Source organism: Limnohabitans planktonicus II-D5, from assembly GCF_001270065.2.
Classification (GTDB): Bacteria; Pseudomonadota; Gammaproteobacteria; order Burkholderiales; family Burkholderiaceae_C; genus Limnohabitans_A; species Limnohabitans_A planktonicus.
Map to the genome: position 1 here is coordinate 248,041 of NZ_LFYT02000003.1, position 17,941 is coordinate 265,981.

The following is a 17,941-nucleotide window of genomic DNA, read 5'->3' on the forward strand; positions in this document are numbered from 1 at the left end:
GCAGCCCAAAGGGGCGGAATGAAAAAACTACAATCCCAGCACTCTAAGCATTGTATGAAGAATATCCACAAGTCCGTCCTCATCTGGTACAGCCCGGATGAAATGTTTCGCCTCGTCACCGACGTGGCCCGATACCCCGAATTTTTGCCATGGTGCGATCAAGCCCGCGTGCTTGAAAGCGATGAACACGGCATGCTCGCCGAAGTGGGCATCAGCCTGGGCGGCATCCAGCAAAGCTTCACCACCCGCAACACGCACGAAGCCGGGCGCTCGGTGGGCATGAGTCTGGTCAAGGGGCCGTTTTCCAACCTCAGCGGCATTTGGCAATTCATCCCCGTGGGCGATGGCACGCAACGTGCCTGTAAGGTCGAGCTGGACCTGCAATACGGCTTTTCCAGCAAAACCCTGGCCGCGCTCGTGGGACCGGTCTTCGACAAAATCGCCGCCAGCCTGGTCGACGCTTTCGTCAAACGAGCCGAAACGGTCTATGCCTGAGACGCCCGCCATGGTCGAGGTCACGCTGTGCTGGAGCCTGCAGCCCCGGAAGGTGCACGAACTCACGGTCAGCGTGGCAGCAGGCAGCAGCGTGCAAGCGGTGGTTGAGCAGTTCATCGCAGGGCAGGGCCATGTGTTGTCATCAGCCGAATCGGCACAATTGAAATTCATGCAGCCCGGCATCTGGAACCGCAAAGTGGCCTGGACAGCACCCGTGCACGCTGGCGACCGCGTAGAGCTGTACCGCCTCCTCAAAGTCGACCCCAAAGTCGCCCGCAGGCAACGCTTCAAACGCCAAGGCAAAGGCCGCACCGGCCTGTTTGCCAACCGCAAAAGCGGCTCAGCAGCGGGTTATTGAGTGCAAGTCCACAACCCATAGGTCGGTAGCTTCAGCTCCGAAGTTTGTCCGCTTCGCCAAAGGCCTAAGTCGGGGCTGAAGCCGCCGACCTACAAATTCAGTTTCCCCGTAGGTCGGCACTCGAAGAGTCCGACATAGGCTGTTGACCGGTGTAGCTGCTTTTTGCCGCTGTTGCTGAACAAAAATCTGTCGGGGTCTTCGACCACCGACCTACGACACTGCGATGGCTTCACGTAGGTCGGTACTCGAAGAGTCCGACATGGGCTGTTGACCTCTGTCGCTGCTTTTGCCGCTGTTGCTGAACAAAAATCTGTCGGGGTCTTCGACCACCGACCTACGGCAATGCGATGGTTCCTCGTAGGTCGGTACTCGAAGAGTCCGACATGGGCTGTTGACCTCTGTCGCTGTTTTTGCCGTTGCTGCTGAACAAAAATCTGTCGGGGTCTTCGACCACCGACCTACGGCAATGAAGCCGCTGCAAGAATCTGTCGGAGTCTTCAACCACCAACCTACGACAATGCTGTCATCGGATTGGCTTATCAGCCACCGATTCATCAAAACATATTGAACCCCCAATCCCATGCAAGCCCTTTTGACCGCCATCGCCCACATGCACAACACCCCCGACGCGCAGCGGGTGTTTCATGGTCGGGGTGGTGTCTATCCCGACAGCGAACAATGGAGCCTGGACTGGTTTGCGCCCGTGTGGGTTTTGACCAGCTTCAAGCCGGTCACCGACGAAGAACTGGCGCAATGCCACCATGCACTGCAAGAACGCTGGCAAACGCTGGTGCCGGGTGAGCCGCTCAACTGGGTCTTCCAGTGCCGCGCCACCGGGCAGACCGAAACACGCCTCATGGCCGGCAGCGTGCCTGAGCCCCATGTGGTGACAGAGCAGGGCGCCCGTTACCTCGTGCATGTGCTGCGCGGCCAAAACCACGGCCTGTTTCTGGACATGGCCCATGGCCGCGAATGGCTCAAAAGCCACGCCCAACACGAAAACGTGCTCAACCTTTTTGCCTATACCTGCGCGTTTTCGGTGGTCGCCCTTCAAGGCGGCGCGGCCCAGGTCGTCAACGTCGACATGAGCCAGGGTGCACTGGCCATTGGCCAGCAAAACCACCGCCTCAACAACTTGCCCCTCAAGGCCCGATTTCTGGGCCACGACATCTTCAAAACCTGGGGCAAGATCAACAAAATGGGGCCTTACGGCATCATCATCATCGACCCGCCCAGCTACCAAAAAGGCAGCTTCATCGCCACCAAGGACTACATCAAACTGATCCGCCGCCTGCCCGACCTGCTCGAACCCCAAGGCCATGTGCTGCTGTGCCTGAACGCCCCCGAGCTGGGCACCCAGTTCCTGCACACCCAGGTGGCCGAAGCGGCACCTAGTTTGCAATTTATTGAGCGCCTGTCCAACCCGGCCGCATTTGTAGACACAGACCCCGAAAAATCCCTCAAAGTGCTGCATTACAGACTGGGGGCGGAGGACGCGCACCCTTATTGATTCGGCCCAGTGAAGTTTTCAATGCGCGACGATGTTGTAGGTCGGCGGTCGAAGACCCCGACATGAGGCTGTGCCGAAGCCCATGACGTCGGACTCTGCGAGTACCGAGCTACGGTGGCCATTTGTAGGTCGGCGGTCGAAAACCCCGACATGGGCCTGTGCCGAAACCCATAACGTCGGACTCTGCGAGTACCGAGCTACGGGGGCCATTTGTAGGTCGGCGGTCGAAGACCCCGACATGGGCCTGTGCCGAAACCCATGACGTCGGACTCTGCGAGTGCCGACCTACGGGGTCCGTTTGTAGGTCGGCGGTCGAAGACCCCGACATGGGCCTGTGCCGAAACCCATAACGTCGGACTCTGCGAGTGCCGACCTACGGGGTTCATTTGTAGGTCGGCGGTCGAAGACCCCGACATGAGCCTGTGCCGTAACCCATAACGTCTGACTCTGCGAGTACCGACGGGATCCATTTGTAGGTCGGCGGTCGAAGACCCCGACGTGGGCCTGTGCCACAACCCATCATGTCGGACTCTGCGAGTGTTGACCTGCGAGACGACATTGCTCGCGCATTTCCAACTTCAGCGTGCCGGATCAATAGGTGGACATCGATTTGGGCAGTGGCGACCGCGAGGGACTGGACGCCATCTCTCAGCGCATTCAAGACTGTGGCTCAAGCCCCAGCGCCTGCCAGACCCTGAACGCCGCATAGGCGTCATTGGCGGCGTAGACCAGTTGCGCTTCACTCAGCCTGGCATTGGCCCAGTTGCTGGTGGCGGCTTTTTTGGACTTGATGAAGCGCTGGTTGAACAACACGGCCACAGCGCCTTTGACGCCCATGTCTTTGCGGTAGCCGCGTTGATGGAACACGGTGTTGAGTTCCAAAATGCCTTGGGGCTCGATTCCCAGTTTGTGGATGATGCGTTTGCGGTCATCACCCAGACCAAAACCGGCTTTAGCAGTGCCGCCCAGCGCCAGCAAGTCGGCTGCCACGGCGCGGCATTCGGGCTCGTGCAGCTGAAAGACCCACGCTCGCTCAGCGGTGGACAGTTGAAGAATGTGCGGGCCGTCAGAGGCCTCGCCCACCCGAAACGTGGGTTTGGATTCGGTGTCAAAACCCCAGGCACTCGCTTGCGTCAGATGGCTGTGAGCTTGGCGAGCTTGCGTGGCGTTGCTGACCAGCGTGATGCGGTCAAGCCCCAGCCGTTCAAACGGCGGGAGCAGGGCGATGGCGTCTTTGTCGGGCGTGGCGAGTCGGGTGTTCATGCAGGCGTTTCAAAATCCCAAAGGTGGGACTCTATCGCCTTGGGCAAGCACTTGCGCCAGCATGGTTTGAACCCTGACGGTTTTTTGCCTATTGATCCGGCTCGTTGAGGTGTGAAGTTTTGCCACCGCGACCCCCAGTGCTGTGGCAACATCCTTGACCATTGAACTCAGGGCCGGATCAATAGGGCGCAAACGACACTGGCGGGGAATCAAGGCAAGCGGCCTTTCATTTGCGGGGAGACTTCTTGGTCTTGTCGATGGCTTCCTTGCGCAAGGCGCGCTCGGCATCGGCCTTTTTGCCTTCGGCCAGCCACTGGGCAAATTGGGCGGGGGTTTCAAGCGTGATGCGTCCCAGCGCCGCTGAGCGGAAGTCGTGGATCACGATGTGTGCGGCCTTGGTGGTGTTGATGCGCCCGCCGCTTTGCATGGCACCGCGCACACGGCCAATGGCTTCGAGCAGGGTTTCGTCGGTGTGGCTGGCCACGTTGACGATTTTGTAGCGTTCGGCCAGCGCCTCGGGGTAATGCGGGATCAGGTAGTTCAGCAGTTCCAGCGCCACGACTTCTTCGTCAAACGCATTCACGCCAATCGCACCACTGGCAGCCAGGTTGTAGCCGCTTTGCTCGACGATGATGCGCGGCCACAGCACGCCGGGGGTGTCGTAGAGGTAAAAATCGTCGGCCAGCGCGATGCGCAGCTCTTGTTTGGTCACACCGGCTTCGTCACCGGTTTTGGCGGCGCGTTTGCCTTTGAGGGTGTTGATCAGTGTCGATTTGCCCACGTTGGGGATGCCGCAGATGAGCACGCGCATGGGCTTGACCATGCCGCCCCGGTTGGGCGCAAGTTGACGGCAAGCGTCGATCAAGGCCTTGGAGGGTGAGACCATGCTGGTGTCCAGACCCAGCGCGCTCACGCCAGGCAGGGCGTTGTAGTGGGCCAGCCAGAGGGCTGTGCGGGTCGGATCGGCCAAGTCTTGTTTGCTCAGGATTTTGAGCGCGGGCTTGCCCTTGATCAGCTCGGCCAGCATGGGGTTGGCGCTCGAGCCGGGAAGGCGGGCGTCGAGCATCTCAATGACGACGTCGATGTCTTTGATGCGCTCCCCGATCGCCTTGCGCGTGAGGTGCATGTGTCCGGGGAACCATTGAATCGCCATAGAAAACCGCTGTTGACTGAAAGTGCCAAAGGGGTGATTGTCGGGCAGTTCGGTGCCAGGGTGGCTGTATTTCCAGGTGTGGCCACATCACTGCGCCCTGTTTGCGTCAGCCGTGCAGCTGTGTTTACTTGCGCCCGTAAGTGCTGTCGTGGTCTGGAGACACCGTCAACAATCGCATGAAATCCCCGTCGCGGTGTGCTGTGCAGCGACGGCTCTGGGTGATTCGCAATGAATAGATGGCGTCAATGCCTGGCGGTGGTTTGACGCTGGCGATCTTTTCCCATTTCAGCCCGTTGTCGCGGTAGAGCTGGTTCCAGCTCATTTGCCGGATTTTTCTCAAAGTATCTATGGCTGCGTTGCGTTCCGGTTTTTGTAAACCGAACAGGTTTTCTTGAAACACCGGGTTGTTCAAATCCAGGCGAATGGGGTTGTCGTTTGCGCCCATCGCCATCACTCGCTGGGGGATGCGGACGACAAAACAGAGGAAAACAGGGCGTCGGTTTGTGCGTCCGAGGCCGGGTTATTTGCAGACCAAGCCAAAGCATTTGAAAGGTCGGCTGCGGCTTGCGGTTCATGCAGCCACCGTTCGTTGTCCGGAATGACGGTGGCCGTGCGAATCAGCCAAACGCCGGCCTCTTTTTCTTCGACCAAAACCTGACGGCCCGCAAACTGCTTGCCCAAGGAAATTTGGCCGTTGGCACCGATGATTTTGACGCTGGGGGATGAAGTGAGGGCGGGCATGGCAACTCCTGATTAAATTTCTAAATTCGTGCGGCACGAAAATAGTGTACGTCAAGGGTTGGGACTGTCAAGTTGTTGTGTGGGCCAAGGCTGGCGGCTTTGAGGGGAAGGCCATGGCCCGCCAACCGCAGATTGCCAAGGACGCTTGGCGCACCGAGCCCAACGACCGCATCACTCAGCTGCAAACCGGGCGGGCTTAAGTGCGGGCCCAACTGGCCGCCACGGCGCAGGGCTTGTCGATGCACCCCTTGTTGCAGTCCTTGCAGGAATACCCCGAGCAAAAACCGCATTACCATGCCGTGCACCAGTTGCTGGGCCCTTCTGAGCGCTGGCATACGATGCAGATGTGGACGCGGCTGAGTGACGGCCCCGCGATTGGCCCGTCACCGCGCCGTGGTCTGAAATCGCATGTGCGCAGGGCGTCATGGGCTGGCGGTGGTGGGGGTTTTGGCCCCAAAATAGCCCTCCAATACAAACGCCGCAAAAGGCGACAGGGGAGCTTTTAAATGACCACCACCGACAGGGTTGAGCGCGAATTTGCAGAGCAGCACATGCACACCATCTTGGCCCGCTTGGCCGGGCCGGGCGCGGTGCCTCGCGCAGATCAGGTGGACGCGGTACACGCCGTGCTGCAGCCCGCCTCGCGGGTGCTGGTGGTGCAGGCCACGGGCTGGGGCAAGTCGGCGGTGTACTGGGCAGCCACGCACGCCATCCGCAGCACAGGCGCAGGGCCCACGCTGGTGGTGTCGCCGCTCTTGGCGCTGATGCGCGACCAGGTCAGTGCGGCCGAACGGGCGGGCCTGAAGGCGGCCACCGTGAATTCCACCAACATCGACGACTGGGACGATGTGTTCCAGCGGCTGGACGATGACGTCATTGACGTTCTGCTGGTCTCGCCCGAGCGCTTGGGCAACCCGCGCTTTGCGGCGCGGCTGGGCGCTTTGCTGGCCCGGGTGGGCCTGATCGTGATCGATGAGGCGCATTGCATCAGCGACTGGGGTTTTGACTTTCGGCCCGACTACCAGCGGCTAGCGCGGGCGCTTTTGTCCACGCCCACGGCCAGCGTGTTGGCCACCACGGCCACGGCCAACGAGCGGGTGACGCTAGACATTGGCAAGCAGTTGGGCGAGTCCACGGTGACTTTTCGCGGCACGCTGGCCCGCACCTCGCTCACCCTGTCGGTGGTGCCGGGTTTGTCGCCCTTGCAGCGCTACGCCTGGATCGCCGATGCCCTGGAGCAGCTGCCCGGCTCGGGCATTGTGTATGTGCTGACGGTGGCCGAGGCCGAGCGACTCACAGCGTTTTTGCGCAGCTGTGGCCATGCGGTCGACGCCTATACCGGGCAGATCGACGCCGACACGCGGCTGAAAGTGGAAGACCGTTTGCGCCACAACCAGGTCAAGGCGGTGGTGGCCACCTCGGCGCTGGGCATGGGTTACGACAAGCCCGACTTGGGCTTTTGTGTGCATGTGGGCTCACCCTCCACCCCGGTGGCCTATTACCAGCAGGTGGGCCGGGCGGGCAGGGCGGTGGCGCATGCCGAAGGGGTGTTGCTGCCGTCTGATGCCGATGAGCGCATTTGGGATTACTTCGCCACCGCCTCGATTCCCGATCCGACGACGGCAGCCAAGGTTTTGCAAAGCCTGGGCGGTGACGAACGCAGCCTGATCGAGATCGAAGCCGACACCGGCGTGCGGCGGGGGCGACTGGAAGCCTTGCTCAAAATTTTGGCGGTCGAAGGTGTGGTGGCCAAAGACGGCTCGGCCTGGCAAGCCACCGGCGTGCCCTATGTGCACGACACGGCCAAATGGACGGCGCTGGCCCTGGTGCGCCAGCAAGAGGCGGGCATCATGCGCCAGTACGCGCACGGTGCGGGTTGCCTGATGGCGTATTTGCAAACCGCGCTGGACGACCCGTCGCCTGCGCCTTGTGGGCGTTGCTCAGTGTGCACCGGGCATGTGCCGTTTCCGGGCTTAACGCCTTCGCAAGAGAAGCTGATTGCAGCCCGCAACTTCTTGCGCGGCATGGACGTGGACATCGAGCCGCGCAAACGCTGGCCCGCCGGGGTGGGGCGTAAAGGTGCGATTCGCGGGTTTGATGCGGGCCGTGCCGTGGCCTTTGCCGACGATCCGGGTTGGGTGGTCGAGCTGCAGGCCTTGCGAGGGTCTACACACGGGGAGGGCGCTATATCTGGGGATGTGCCGCCCGAGCTGCTGGCCGGGGCCTTGTCCACCCTGGGCCGTTGGGCGAAAACCTGGCCCGCTCGGCCAGTGTGCGTGGTACCGCTGCCTGCACCGAGCATGGCCGCCAACCAGCAATTGGCAGCGCACATCGCCCAAAAAGGCCGCTTGCCCCTGCACGACGTGTTCAGCTGGCGCGGCGGTCCCGCGCCCGACGACACCGCCTCCACCCCCGTGGTGGCCCACCTGGAGGCAGCCATCCGTCTGTCACCCGATGCCGCATTGCCCGAAGGGCCGGTTCTGCTGGTAGCCACCCACGTTCGTACCCGCTGGGCCGCCACGGTGGCGGCAGCGCTTTTGCGCGAACACGGCGTCACGCAGGTCATCTTGCTTGCTTTGCATTTGCAGCCCTGATAGCAAACATCGACAGGGCAGGCACGTCATGTCAGTGCTGTCAGCAGCGCTTTTGTCGCGTTTGCCCATGGCAACGTCGGACTCTGCGAGTTCCGACCTACGGGAATGCATTGGTAGGTCGGCGGCTTCAGCCCCGACATGGGGCCTGAGCCGAAGCGGACAATCGTCGGACTCTTCGAGTGCCGATCTACAGGTATGCATTCGTAGGTCGGCGGCTTCAGCCCCGACATGGGGCCTGTGCCGGAGCGGGCAAACGTCGGACTCTTCGAGTGCCGACCTACGGGGATGCATTGGTAGGTCGGTGGCTTCAGCCCCGACATGGGGCCTGTGCCGAAGCGGGCAAACGTCGGACTCTTCGAGTGCCGACCTACGGGGATGCATTGGTAGGTCGGTGGTCGAAGACCCCGACAGGGGCCTGTGCCGAAGCGGACAATCGTCGGACTCTTCGAGTGCCGAGCTACGGGGATGCATTGGTAGGTCGGCGGTCGAAGACCCCGACAGGGGCCGTTGCCGAAGCGGACAAACGTCGGAGCAGTAGCTGCCGACCTGCGGGACGTATGCGTCGGCGGCAACAGAGCCGACTTGCCAATGGTTCATTGCGTCGTTTTCATGACCCAGCGTTGATACGCGTAGCGCAAGCGTTCCAGCTTGCCCGAAAAATAGCTCGCGTTGGCGCGGTCTGAATCGAGCAGTACATGGCTCACATAGTTGGGAATGGCGGGCTCTACCCAGGCTTTTTGGTAAATCGGTGCGCCGTTTGAATAGGCCAGCCAGTTTTCCGTTTCCCGGTTGATCGGGCTGAGCAAACTCAGGCCCAAGCGCGGCGTTCCCTTGATCTGCCAGCCCGAATCTGCGTTCATGGCCTTGCGGGGTGTCAACGGCAAGGTCAGCTCCACCCCTGCCACGGTGATGGACTGTTTGCCCGGCCAAAAGCGCTCAGGTGGGACCGAGTGGCGCACAAAATAGCTGAACTTGGTATCCCCGAACCAATGGCTTGAGCTTGCTGTCATCCCTTTGTCCTTGAACCAATACTCGCCCCCGGACACCTCCAAACTCCAGTCGCTGCCTGTGGGCGCATAGCGAACAAACCCCAGCTTGGTGCCGCCGGTCGGCATGCTGGTGGTGTTTTTGGGGGCTTGCCAATGCGACACATTCACACCCATGGCCCACTCACCGCTCTTGGCATCCCAGCGGGTTTCAGTTTGGCCGCCGCGCAAATTGCCCTGCATCAACTCACCCGCGCTCAGGCGAACCGACACGCCATGTTTGAGCTTTTGCATGTGGTGCAGCAACACCCGGCGATTGGCGTCAGGAATGCGGCTGTAATGCAAATTGCCGCCGGGCTGAAACTCTTTGCTGCTGGTCATGTGCGCCGAGCGCGAAAACTCCAGCGCCCCCCCATCCCACAAGTGAATGAAGGGGTTGATGTTCAAGCCCATCGAATAGTCCAGCAATGAATACTCAATCGCCCAGTAATAGTTGTAAATCGGGTTCACCTTCACCCGCAGCTTGTAGCGGTAGGGCGCATGGTCGCGCACCCGCCAGTCCACACCCGCCAAAGCCGCATCCAGATCTCTGAAGACCGGTTGCACCGCCTCATGGGCAGAGCAGGGCAGCACCAAGAGCCACTGCGCCAGGCAAGCCAGTTGCCCATTGAAGCCCACACTGGGCGTGCCCCAGCGAGCTTGCACCAAACGGTAATTGTCAAATTCACCGGCCAACTGGCTCAGCAGGCCCAGGGCCACACCGGCGCCATCGAGCAGGCTGTGCTCGTACACAAAGTCGGACACCTTGACAACCAAAGTGTTGCCCGACTGCCCCACATCAATGCCTTCAAACCCATGCTCTGCCAAAGCCTGGGCCAGGCGTTCCATGGCTGCGAGTCGGCTGCCCGGTGCGGGTGCAGGAGAAGACGCTGCCTCACTCAAGGGCAGCGCAACTGTGGCGACAGGCGCTTGCGCCAGCACTTTTTCAGCCGGACTGGTTTCGGCTGAGGCCACAGCCAAATCCACAGCCGGGGCCGTCGACAAGGCTTGAATGGTTGGCGGGGACACCGCTTGCGCCTGACGGCTGGGTGCACTTTGCCGCCCCAGGCTCCAGTCCAGCGGCAGGCTCACACCCACACCCAGCCAGGGCTTGCGACCTTCGGCCGTGGCCACACCGCGCACCTGCTGATCCACATTCAAATACACAGAGGCACCCACCGGCGCATTGATTTTGGCCAGCCAACTTTCGTTGGACAGCGTCAACCCCGCCCAAGACCGTTCCTCGTTCGATTCGGCCCGCACCCGCAACCAGGGCGTGGCCTGAAGCGCTGCACTGCCAAACACCCCATGAATCGGGTTGTTCGGGTTTTTTTCGGCACTGGCATAGCCCAGCGATGCCGCCCACTTCGGCTGGTCATGCGTGATCACCGCATAGTTGGACCGAAAATTCGTGGCCGCACCCCCGTGGTCAGTCGCCCCGACCGCCAGCTTCCATGGCGAATCTTTCAACCCCAGAAAAGGGTTGAACTGCAGCTTTCCCGACGCCGACAAGTCCCTGATGCCACCGCCGCCGTCATACATGCTCCGCTTGGTCGTGGTGTCGGCCGTTCGTATGCCCAGTTCTGCAAAACTGTTCAAGCCCACCGCCAAAGAGTGGTTTAAACCCTGTCTCCCGTCCGAATCCATCACCCGGTTTTGGTATTGGTACACCAACGACCCCGTCGGTATGGTTGCCATCGGAAACACCGTCAAGCCCGCCACGCCGTTAGAGCCCACCCCCAAATCGAGTGCCGCAGCAGGGGAGGCCATGACCACATAAAGCGTGGCTTGTAAATAACTGGATCGCATCTTGTATCACTGCGCGTTTCACGCAGCCTCCCTGAATATGTGAATGAATCAGAACCTGTGACAGAGGCTCAGTTGAAGGTGCTGGTGCTGCCGCTTGTGAAACTGGCGCTCCCGCCAGCACGGGGCACCACAGGGGCAGTCGGCACCACGGGCGGGGCCAAACTGGCCCGAACGGAGGGTCTGATCAAAGCCACTTGCTGCGCCAAGCGTGCGGGGTCATTGATCAAAGCCTGCGCATCTGAAATCTCAATGCCCATGGCCCCAGCCGATGCCTGCAAAGCCAGGTTCAAGTCCACCAGCGTCTGAGCGCTGGCCACCACCCCTTGGCGGGTGATGGCTTGCGCCAAACTGGCCGCTTGTGTGAAGGCGTTGTTGCCAGGCCCCGCATTGATGGCCAATTGGGCCAACAACTTGCCATACACCGAAGCCGGATTCTTGTTGTTGGGGCTGGCCGCCACGGGCGCTGCAAACAAGTCAAAGTCGGCCGGCAAACCCAACACCGCCATCACCGTGGCCACCGCATCAGCCAGCTTGTCCAAAGACAAGGCACCCGCTGCGCTGGTGCCCAGCATCTCGGGCTCAATGCCTGCCAGCCGCACCGCCATATTGCTCAGCGCCGTGATGCCCACCTCAGCCGAAGTCGTTGTGGCCACCGACAACATGGTCAAGCTCTCGTTGGGGGCCACCGTGACCACCGCATCCAGACCCTCGTCGTAATAGCGACTGCCGCCTGACAACACCACCTTGTAAAGAAATGGCCCCAAAGCCGCAGAAGACACCGACAAGCTTGCCTTGCCCGTGACGGCGTCCGTGGTGCCCGTGCTCAGCAACTGCCCGGCCGTGTTGTAAACATAGACCGAGGCGCCATACACCGCCCCCAATGCGGGCACAGAAGTGGTTTGCACATTGCTGGCCACGGGGCTGTCAGGGCTGCCGCCGCCGCATGCCGTCATCACAACACTGACCGCCAAACCGCTCAAGAGAGCACTAAATGAGGTTTTCATGAATTTTTACGCCACCAGATGTTTAAGTTTTGCCAAATCTTAAACGTATGAATTGTAAAAATCAACAAAAGATCATCTTTAAGGTTTTTTGTGTTCCGTGAGCGTTTGTGTTTTTGAAATTGCAAATTTGTTGAAAAACTTGATTTTTCACAGGATGCAATGAATTGTGGTTCTTGGTGTTTCGTTTGAAAAGTGAATGTTTTGACAAAATTTATCGATAAAAGACTGTTCGTTTGGTAACAAAAGAATGTGTTTTAGGAGACAGAAAATTCCATTTTTTAGTCTTTTGTAATTATTTTTGGAACTCCAAGCCACTAGAATCCAGCTTCCTCTCAAAACCGCGTGTTGACGTCACTTGCGTCAGCCGCCAGACAGTTTCAGACCCTGCCCAACTGTGAAAACAGCCCCGGGCACTGCGGTAGCCTGCACGCTCCATGTTGGGGCCCAGCGCACCCTCCTCAAATTTTGTTTCTCGACGCCATGAAAATTTCACCCCCCCTGAAATCACTCATCCAGCTTGGTCTGGGGGTCTTGTGGGTTGCAGGAACAGCCCCGCAGGCCTTGGCACAGCGCAACTGGGCTACAGATGCCAGCTACACACCCGCCGTCACCGTTGCTGCCCTTGCACCCTCGGCAGTAATACCTGCTGCCACGGGCGGCATGCTGGGCATGGAAGGCGCATCTGCCAGAGGCAACGGTTTGCCCGGCTTGCAAAGCCCCAACGCTGCGGATGCCGCCCGCACACCCGGCGCTGGTTTTTCTGACATGGGGCAGGGCACCGGTCCTGTCGCTGTCCAGGGTCTCAAAAATGATGGGGGCCCCCTGGCCGTCAACCAATTTCAGCGCTTTGTGGCCTCCGCCTCGGGCCAAGCCCTGCCGCTTTATGGCTACAACCTGTTCAACGGCAACAACTTCAATTCGCTGACCAACGTGCCCGTGCCGGCCAACTACGTGGTCGGCCCCGGCGACGATATCGACCTCAAACTCTGGGGCTCCATCGACACCGCCATTCGCCTGACCGTCGACCGCAACGGCCAAATCACCATCCCCAAAGTCGGCCCCGTCACCGTGGCAGGCATCCGCGCCGACCAGCTCGAAAAACAACTAAAAGCCCAAGTGGGCCGCGTGTTCAACAACTTCGAACTCAACGCCACCCTCGGGCGCCTGCGCAGCATCCAGGTCTATGTGGTCGGTCAGGCGCGCAAACCCGGGGCCTACACCGTCTCGGGCCTGTCCACCCTCATCAGCACCCTGTTTGAAAGCGGTGGCCCCGCTGCCACCGGCAGCATGCGCCAAATCCAGCTGGTGCGCGATGGCAAAACCATCACCACCCTCGACCTGTACGCCTTCATCCACAGCGGAAAAACCGCAGCCGACGCACAGCTTTTGCCCGGAGACGTGATCGTCATCCCCCCCGCAGGCCCACGCGTGGCCATGCTGGGCGCACTGGACACCCCGGCCATTTACGAACTCAAATCCCCAGAAGAACCACTTCAGGCCGTGCTGGGCTACAGCGGCGGGCTCAATGTGCTGACCACCCCGCACAAAGCCCTGGTCGAACGCATCGACAACGCCAACAGTCAGGCCCCCCGCAGCGTGCAAGAACGCAGCCTGGACGCTGCTGGCCTGAAAACCACCGTGCGCAATGGCGACATGGTCACCTTGCTGCCCATCGCCGCCCAGTTCTCCAATGCCGTCACCCTGCGCGGCAACGTGGCCGCGCCCCTGCGCTACAGCTTCAAGCCTGGCATGCGCGTGTCCGATTTGATTCCAGAGCCAGCTGCGCTGATTCAAGGCGACTACTACACCCGCAAAAACAGCATGGTCCAGTTTGAAAGCGGCAAAGCCATCAGCGTGGACCGTGTGGCGGGCGATGTCAAAAACCTGCTGACCGAAATCAACTGGGACTACGCCGCCATCGAACGGCTGGACGCCAAAGAAGTCAAAACCGTGCTCATTCCCTTCAACCTGGGCAAAGCCATCAAAGACAAAGACCCCGCCAACAACCTGCAACTGCAGCCTGGCGACGTGGTCACCATCTTTGGCGTGAACGACTTGCCCGTGCCCATTGAAAAGCGCAACCAGTTTGTGCGCCTGGCCGGTGAAGTCATGGTGCCCGGTGTTTACCAAATCGCCCCCGGCGAAACCTTGCCCGACGTCGTCAAGCGGGCAGGGGGCCTGAGCCGCAATTCATTCCTGTATGCCACGGTGCTCACCCGCGAAAGCACCCGGCTGCAACAACAAGCCAACCTCGACAAAGCCACCCGCCAGCTTGAAGCCAACATCGCCAGCCAATCGGCCAGCCTGGCCCAAAACGCCAGCGACGCCGAAAAAATCAGCCAACAAGCCCAAGCCGCCGCCCAAAAAGCGCTGCTCGATCGCGTTCGCAACCTCAAAGCCAGTGGCCGCATCAGCCTAGAGATGGAGCCCACCGACCCCGTCATGCCAGCCCTGGCCCTGGAAGACGGCGACAGCATCGTCATTCCGCACAAGCCCAGCTTTGTGGGCGTGTTTGGCGCCGTGTTGTCTGAAACCAGCTTCATCCACAAAGCCACCCACACCGTGGGCGACTACCTTGAAAAAGCAGGCCCCACACGCGAAGCCGACCTCGAAGCCGTCTTGCTCATCCGCGCCGACGGCAGTGTGCTGGCCAACAAAGCCCAACGCAGCTGGCTGGGCTTTGGCCACGGCACCTTTTTGCGCACCCCCATGTACCCCGGCGACTCACTCTTTGTGCCCGAATTGGTGGACCGCCGCACCGCCTACACCCAGTTCATTCAGGGCGCCAAAGACTGGACGCAGCTGTTTTACCAATTTGGTTTGGGGGCCGCAGGCCTGAAGACATTGCGTTGATGATGCTTGACCCAACACGTCGGGGTCTTCGACCACCGACCTACAAAAACCAAGTGTCGCTTCGCGAAATGAACGAACGTCGGGGCTGAAGCCACCGACCTACAACACCAAGTGTCGCTTCGCGAAATGAACGCATGTCGGGGCTGAAGCCACCGACCTACAAAACGCCAACACCTCGTAGGTCGGTACTCGAAGAGTCCGACATCAATCGCCAGCCAACCTGAAGCCTCTGGGCACCACACGTCGGGGTCTTCGACCACCGACCTACAAAAACCAAGTGTCGCTTCGCGAAATGAACGCATGTCGGGGCTGAAGCCACCGACCTACAACGCCAAGTGTCGCTTCGCGAATTGAACGAACGTCGGACCTAAAGGTGCCGACCTACAAAAACCAACACCTTCGTAGGTCGGCGGCTTTAGCCCCGACATTGATCGCAAAACCCCAACACCCCATCCCCCGTAGGTCGGTGGCTTTAGCCCCGACATTGACCGCACATGACAGACACCCCATATAACCCCGCAGACACAGAAGAAGACGAAATCAGCCTGCTTGACCTGCTGCAAACCGTCGTCGACAACCTGCGTCTGCTGGTGCTCGGCCCCTTGGCTGTGGGCGTGTTGGCCTTGGCCGTCACCTTTGTCATCCCCCCCATCTACACCGCCAAAACCCAATTTCTGCCCCCCCAACAACAGCAAAGCGCTGCCGCCAGCATGCTCGCCAGCCTGGGCGGTTTGGGGGGACTGGCCGGTGCTGCCGCAGGTCTTAAAAACCCGTCTGACCAATACATTGCCTTCATGAAAAGCAATGCCATCGAAGACGCCCTGATCGAGCGCTTTAAATTGCAAGAGCGCTACAAAGCCGACTTCAAAACCGACGCCCGCAAAAGCCTGGAAGCCAACACCCGCATCACCGCAGGCAAAGACGGCCTGATCAGTGCCGAGTTTGACGATAAAGACCCCCAGTTTGCCGCTGATGTGGCCAATGCCTATGTGCAAGAGCTGCGCACCCTGCTGGGCAAATTGGCGGTCACCGAAGCCCAGCAACGCCGCGTGTTCTTTGAAAAACAACTGCTTCAGTCCAAAGACAAACTCATCCAGGCCGAAGCCGCTTTGAAATCCACAGGCATCAGCGGCAGCGTGCTCAAATCCAACCCCGCATCGGCCGTGGCCGGTGTGGCCGCATTGCAGGCGCAAGTCACCGCCCAAGAAGTCAAGTTGGGAGCCATGCGTGGCTACCTGGCCGAAAGCGCCCCCGACTTCAAGCAAGCCATGAACGAGCTGGCCACCTTGCGCGCACAGCTTGGCAAACAAGAAAAAGACACCACGGGCGACGCCGCAGGGCAGGGCGACTACGTGGCCAAATACCGCGACTTCAAGTACCACGAAACCCTGTTCGACCTGTTCGCCAAACAGTACGAACTGGCCAAGGTCGACGAAGCCCGCGAAGGTGCCGTCGTCCAGGTGCTCGACGCAGCCCAGCCCCCCGAACGCAAAGCCAAACCCAAAAAAGCCCTGATCGCCATCATCGCCACCCTGGCCACCGGCTTTGCATTGCTGCTGTTCGTGTTCATCCGCCAAGCCCTGCGCAACGCCAACCAAGACCAAGAATCTGCCCAAAAACTCAGCGCCCTCAAAGCCTCTTGGCACAAAGCCATCGGCAAAACCCGCTGAACTTCACCCGTAGGTCGGTACTCGAAGAGTCCGACGTTTACAAGCTCTGGCGCTGGCCCCATGTCGGGGTCTTCGACCACCGACCTACAAAACTCAACACCTCGTAGGTCGGTACTCGAAGAGTCCGACGTTTCCAAGTTCTGGCACAGGCCCCATGTCGGGGTCTACGACCACCGACCTACAAAAAACCATCTCCCCGTAGGTCGGCGGCTTCAGCCCCGACAAACGTACAAAAACCATTCCCTGTAGGTCGGCACTCGAAGAGTCCGACGTTTACAAGCTCTGGCACAGGCCATATGTCGGGGTCTTCGACCACCGACCTACAAAAAACCAACTCCCCGTAGGTCGGCGGCTTCAGCCCCGACAAACGTACAAAAACCATTTCCCCGTAGGTCGGCACTCGAAGAGTCCGACGTTTCCAAGCTCTGGCGCAGGCCCCATGTCGGGGTCTTCGACCACCGACCTACAAAACCAACACCCCCTAGGTCGGCGGCTTCAGCCCCGACGAAAGCCAACAGATGATTACAATGAAATCATTGCAATCATTTAAACACCCCACCCCATGAGCAGCATCACCATACGCAACCTCGACGACAAGCTCAAAGCCAGTTTACAAGCTCTGGCACAGGCCCCATGTCGGGGTCTTCGACCACCGAACTACAAAACCAACACCCCCTAGGTCGGCGGCTTCAGCCCCGACGAAAGCCAACAGATGATTACAATGAAATCATTGCAATCATTTAAACACCCCACCCCATGAGCAGCATCACCATACGCAACCTCGACGACAAGCTCAAAGCCAGCCTGCGCCTGCGTGCTGCACGTCACGGTTTGTCCATGGAGCAAGAAGTCAGGAACATCTTGCAAAACACACTCGCTGCTGAAACCACCCCCTCCAGCGGCCTGGAGTTTGCACTTCGTATCAACCAGCGCTTCAAAGGCCTGGGTGCCGAAAACCTGCCTGTGCCAGAACGCTTGCCCGCACGTCCGGTCCCGAACTTTGACCCCGCATGAGCGCAGGATTCCTCATTGACACCAACGTCCTTTCGGAACTCATGCGCGAAAACCCGGCACCCCAAGTGCTTGCTTGGTTCGCAGGACAAAACGCCAATTTGATGCAAACCAGTGTCATCACCCAAGCAGAAATTTTGGCAGGCATTGCACTCTTGCCCGCAGGCAAACGCCGCGAAGCCATGGCGCTGGCGGCATGTCAAATCTTTGAAGAAGACTTTTTGGGCAGATGCATCGATTTTGGAGGGCAGGCCACAGGCCGCTACGCCATGATCAGGGCGCAACGCCAGTTAGCTGGCAGACCCATAGACACCGCCGACGCACAAATTGCCGCCATCGCCTTGCAAGCCAATTTGACCCTGGTGACTCGCAACACCAAAGACTTTGAAGGCATCGATGACTTGCAACTCATCAACCCTTGGCTTCATCATTGAGCATCAGGCCGAAAATAGTCG

At 59.9% G+C, this 17,941-nt stretch carries 15 protein-coding genes; 9 read left to right on the plus strand and 6 right to left on the minus strand.

What is annotated here, in order from left to right:
- Positions 1 to 54: 54 nt before the first annotated feature.
- The 3 genes from H663_RS24230 (at position 55) to H663_RS24240 (ending at position 2,363) form a co-directional block, all read left to right on the plus strand.
- On the plus strand, positions 55 to 495 hold the full coding sequence (locus H663_RS24230; protein ID WP_053176316.1) for a type II toxin-antitoxin system RatA family toxin: 441 nt from the start codon (positions 55 to 57) through the stop codon (positions 493 to 495).
- Positions 488 to 853, plus strand: coding sequence for an RnfH family protein (locus tag H663_RS24235; RefSeq protein ID WP_240620349.1), 366 nt, complete (start codon positions 488 to 490; stop codon positions 851 to 853). Before H663_RS24230 ends, H663_RS24235 begins: the two co-directional genes overlap by 8 nt.
- A gap of 580 nt (positions 854 to 1,433) precedes the next feature.
- Positions 1,434 to 2,363: a class I SAM-dependent methyltransferase gene (locus tag H663_RS24240; protein ID WP_053176313.1), complete on the plus strand. Its 930-nt coding sequence runs from the start codon at positions 1,434 to 1,436 to the stop codon at positions 2,361 to 2,363.
- Positions 2,364 to 3,020: 657 nt separating this feature from the next.
- Here the strand turns inward: H663_RS24240 and H663_RS24245 are convergent.
- From H663_RS24245 to H663_RS24260, 4 genes are all read right to left on the minus strand, one after another.
- Positions 3,021 to 3,626: a 3'-5' exonuclease gene (locus tag H663_RS24245; protein ID WP_053176311.1), complete on the minus strand. Its 606-nt coding sequence runs from the start codon at positions 3,624 to 3,626 to the stop codon at positions 3,021 to 3,023.
- 226 nt (positions 3,627 to 3,852) lie between these two features.
- Positions 3,853 to 4,779 carry a ribosome biogenesis GTPase YlqF gene (gene ylqF, locus H663_RS24250; RefSeq protein ID WP_053176309.1) on the minus strand — a complete coding sequence of 309 codons (927 nt, stop codon included), beginning with the start codon at positions 4,777 to 4,779 and terminating at the stop codon, positions 3,853 to 3,855.
- Positions 4,780 to 4,903: 124 nt separating this feature from the next.
- Positions 4,904 to 5,224, minus strand: a complete 321-nt coding sequence (locus H663_RS24255; RefSeq protein ID WP_053176992.1) for a hypothetical protein — start codon at positions 5,222 to 5,224, stop codon at positions 4,904 to 4,906.
- A gap of 5 nt (positions 5,225 to 5,229) precedes the next feature.
- On the minus strand, positions 5,230 to 5,520 hold the full coding sequence (locus H663_RS24260) for a hypothetical protein (protein WP_053176308.1): 291 nt from the start codon (positions 5,518 to 5,520) through the stop codon (positions 5,230 to 5,232).
- Between the two features lie 200 nt (positions 5,521 to 5,720).
- On the opposite strand from H663_RS24260, the gene H663_RS24265 reads away from it, so the two are divergent.
- Together H663_RS24265 and H663_RS24270 are read left to right on the plus strand one after the other, a co-directional pair.
- Entirely contained in the window at positions 5,721 to 6,026 is a 306-nt protein-coding gene (locus H663_RS24265) for a hypothetical protein (protein ID WP_053176306.1), read from the plus strand.
- On the plus strand, positions 6,027 to 8,114 hold the full coding sequence (locus H663_RS24270) for a RecQ family ATP-dependent DNA helicase (protein ID WP_053176304.1): 2,088 nt from the start codon (positions 6,027 to 6,029) through the stop codon (positions 8,112 to 8,114).
- Between the two features lie 593 nt (positions 8,115 to 8,707).
- On the opposite strand, the gene H663_RS24275 is transcribed toward H663_RS24270, so the two are convergent.
- The gene (locus tag H663_RS24275; protein WP_053176303.1) at positions 8,708 to 10,948 is read right to left on the minus strand and encodes a YjbH domain-containing protein; all 2,241 of its coding nucleotides are present in this window, start codon (positions 10,946 to 10,948) and stop codon (positions 8,708 to 8,710) included.
- 68 nt (positions 10,949 to 11,016) lie between these two features.
- A complete protein-coding gene (locus H663_RS24280; protein WP_133239957.1) occupies positions 11,017 to 11,952 on the minus strand; it encodes a hypothetical protein in 936 nt (311 codons plus the stop codon).
- A 480-nt stretch (positions 11,953 to 12,432) separates the two neighbouring features.
- Here H663_RS24280 and H663_RS24285 point away from each other — a divergent pair, with 480 nt between their 5' ends.
- The 4 genes from H663_RS24285 (at position 12,433) to H663_RS24300 (ending at position 17,920) form a co-directional block, all read left to right on the plus strand.
- Positions 12,433 to 14,805: a polysaccharide biosynthesis/export family protein gene (locus H663_RS24285; RefSeq protein ID WP_053176299.1), complete on the plus strand. Its 2,373-nt coding sequence runs from the start codon at positions 12,433 to 12,435 to the stop codon at positions 14,803 to 14,805.
- 494 nt (positions 14,806 to 15,299) lie between these two features.
- Positions 15,300 to 16,475, plus strand: coding sequence for a GumC family protein (locus tag H663_RS24290; RefSeq protein ID WP_053176298.1), 1,176 nt, complete (start codon positions 15,300 to 15,302; stop codon positions 16,473 to 16,475).
- A 756-nt stretch (positions 16,476 to 17,231) separates the two neighbouring features.
- Positions 17,232 to 17,489, plus strand: a complete 258-nt coding sequence (locus tag H663_RS24295) for a FitA-like ribbon-helix-helix domain-containing protein (protein ID WP_053176292.1) — start codon at positions 17,232 to 17,234, stop codon at positions 17,487 to 17,489.
- A complete protein-coding gene (locus H663_RS24300; RefSeq protein WP_053176290.1) occupies positions 17,486 to 17,920 on the plus strand; it encodes a type II toxin-antitoxin system VapC family toxin in 435 nt (144 codons plus the stop codon). The genes H663_RS24295 and H663_RS24300 overlap by 4 nt, the downstream gene beginning before the upstream one ends.
- Positions 17,921 to 17,941: the final 21 nt, after the last annotated feature.

What these genes read in the sequence shown, in the direction of transcription:
- H663_RS24260 (WP_053176308.1), bottom strand. Translation starts at nt 5,520, where the DNA reads ATGCCCGCCCTCACTTCATCCCCCAGCGTCAAAATCATCGGTGCCAAC.
- H663_RS24290 (WP_053176298.1), top strand. Translation starts at nt 15,300, where the DNA reads ATGACAGACACCCCATATAACCCCGCAGACACAGAAGAAGACGAAATC.
- H663_RS24300 (WP_053176290.1), top strand. Translation starts at nt 17,486, where the DNA reads ATGAGCGCAGGATTCCTCATTGACACCAACGTCCTTTCGGAACTCATG.
- H663_RS24255 (WP_053176992.1), bottom strand. Translation starts at nt 5,224, where the DNA reads ATGGGCGCAAACGACAACCCCATTCGCCTGGATTTGAACAACCCGGTG.
- H663_RS24240 (WP_053176313.1), top strand. Translation starts at nt 1,434, where the DNA reads ATGCAAGCCCTTTTGACCGCCATCGCCCACATGCACAACACCCCCGAC.
- H663_RS24270 (WP_053176304.1), top strand. Translation starts at nt 6,027, where the DNA reads ATGACCACCACCGACAGGGTTGAGCGCGAATTTGCAGAGCAGCACATG.
- H663_RS24230 (WP_053176316.1), top strand. Translation starts at nt 55, where the DNA reads ATGAAGAATATCCACAAGTCCGTCCTCATCTGGTACAGCCCGGATGAA.
- H663_RS24285 (WP_053176299.1), top strand. Translation starts at nt 12,433, where the DNA reads ATGAAAATTTCACCCCCCCTGAAATCACTCATCCAGCTTGGTCTGGGG.
- H663_RS24245 (WP_053176311.1), bottom strand. Translation starts at nt 3,626, where the DNA reads ATGAACACCCGACTCGCCACGCCCGACAAAGACGCCATCGCCCTGCTC.
- ylqF (WP_053176309.1), bottom strand. Translation starts at nt 4,779, where the DNA reads ATGGCGATTCAATGGTTCCCCGGACACATGCACCTCACGCGCAAGGCG.
- H663_RS24280 (WP_133239957.1), bottom strand. Translation starts at nt 11,952, where the DNA reads ATGAAAACCTCATTTAGTGCTCTCTTGAGCGGTTTGGCGGTCAGTGTT.
- H663_RS24295 (WP_053176292.1), top strand. Translation starts at nt 17,232, where the DNA reads ATGAGCAGCATCACCATACGCAACCTCGACGACAAGCTCAAAGCCAGC.
- H663_RS24275 (WP_053176303.1), bottom strand. Translation starts at nt 10,948, where the DNA reads ATGCGATCCAGTTATTTACAAGCCACGCTTTATGTGGTCATGGCCTCC.
- H663_RS24235 (WP_240620349.1), top strand. Translation starts at nt 488, where the DNA reads ATGCCTGAGACGCCCGCCATGGTCGAGGTCACGCTGTGCTGGAGCCTG.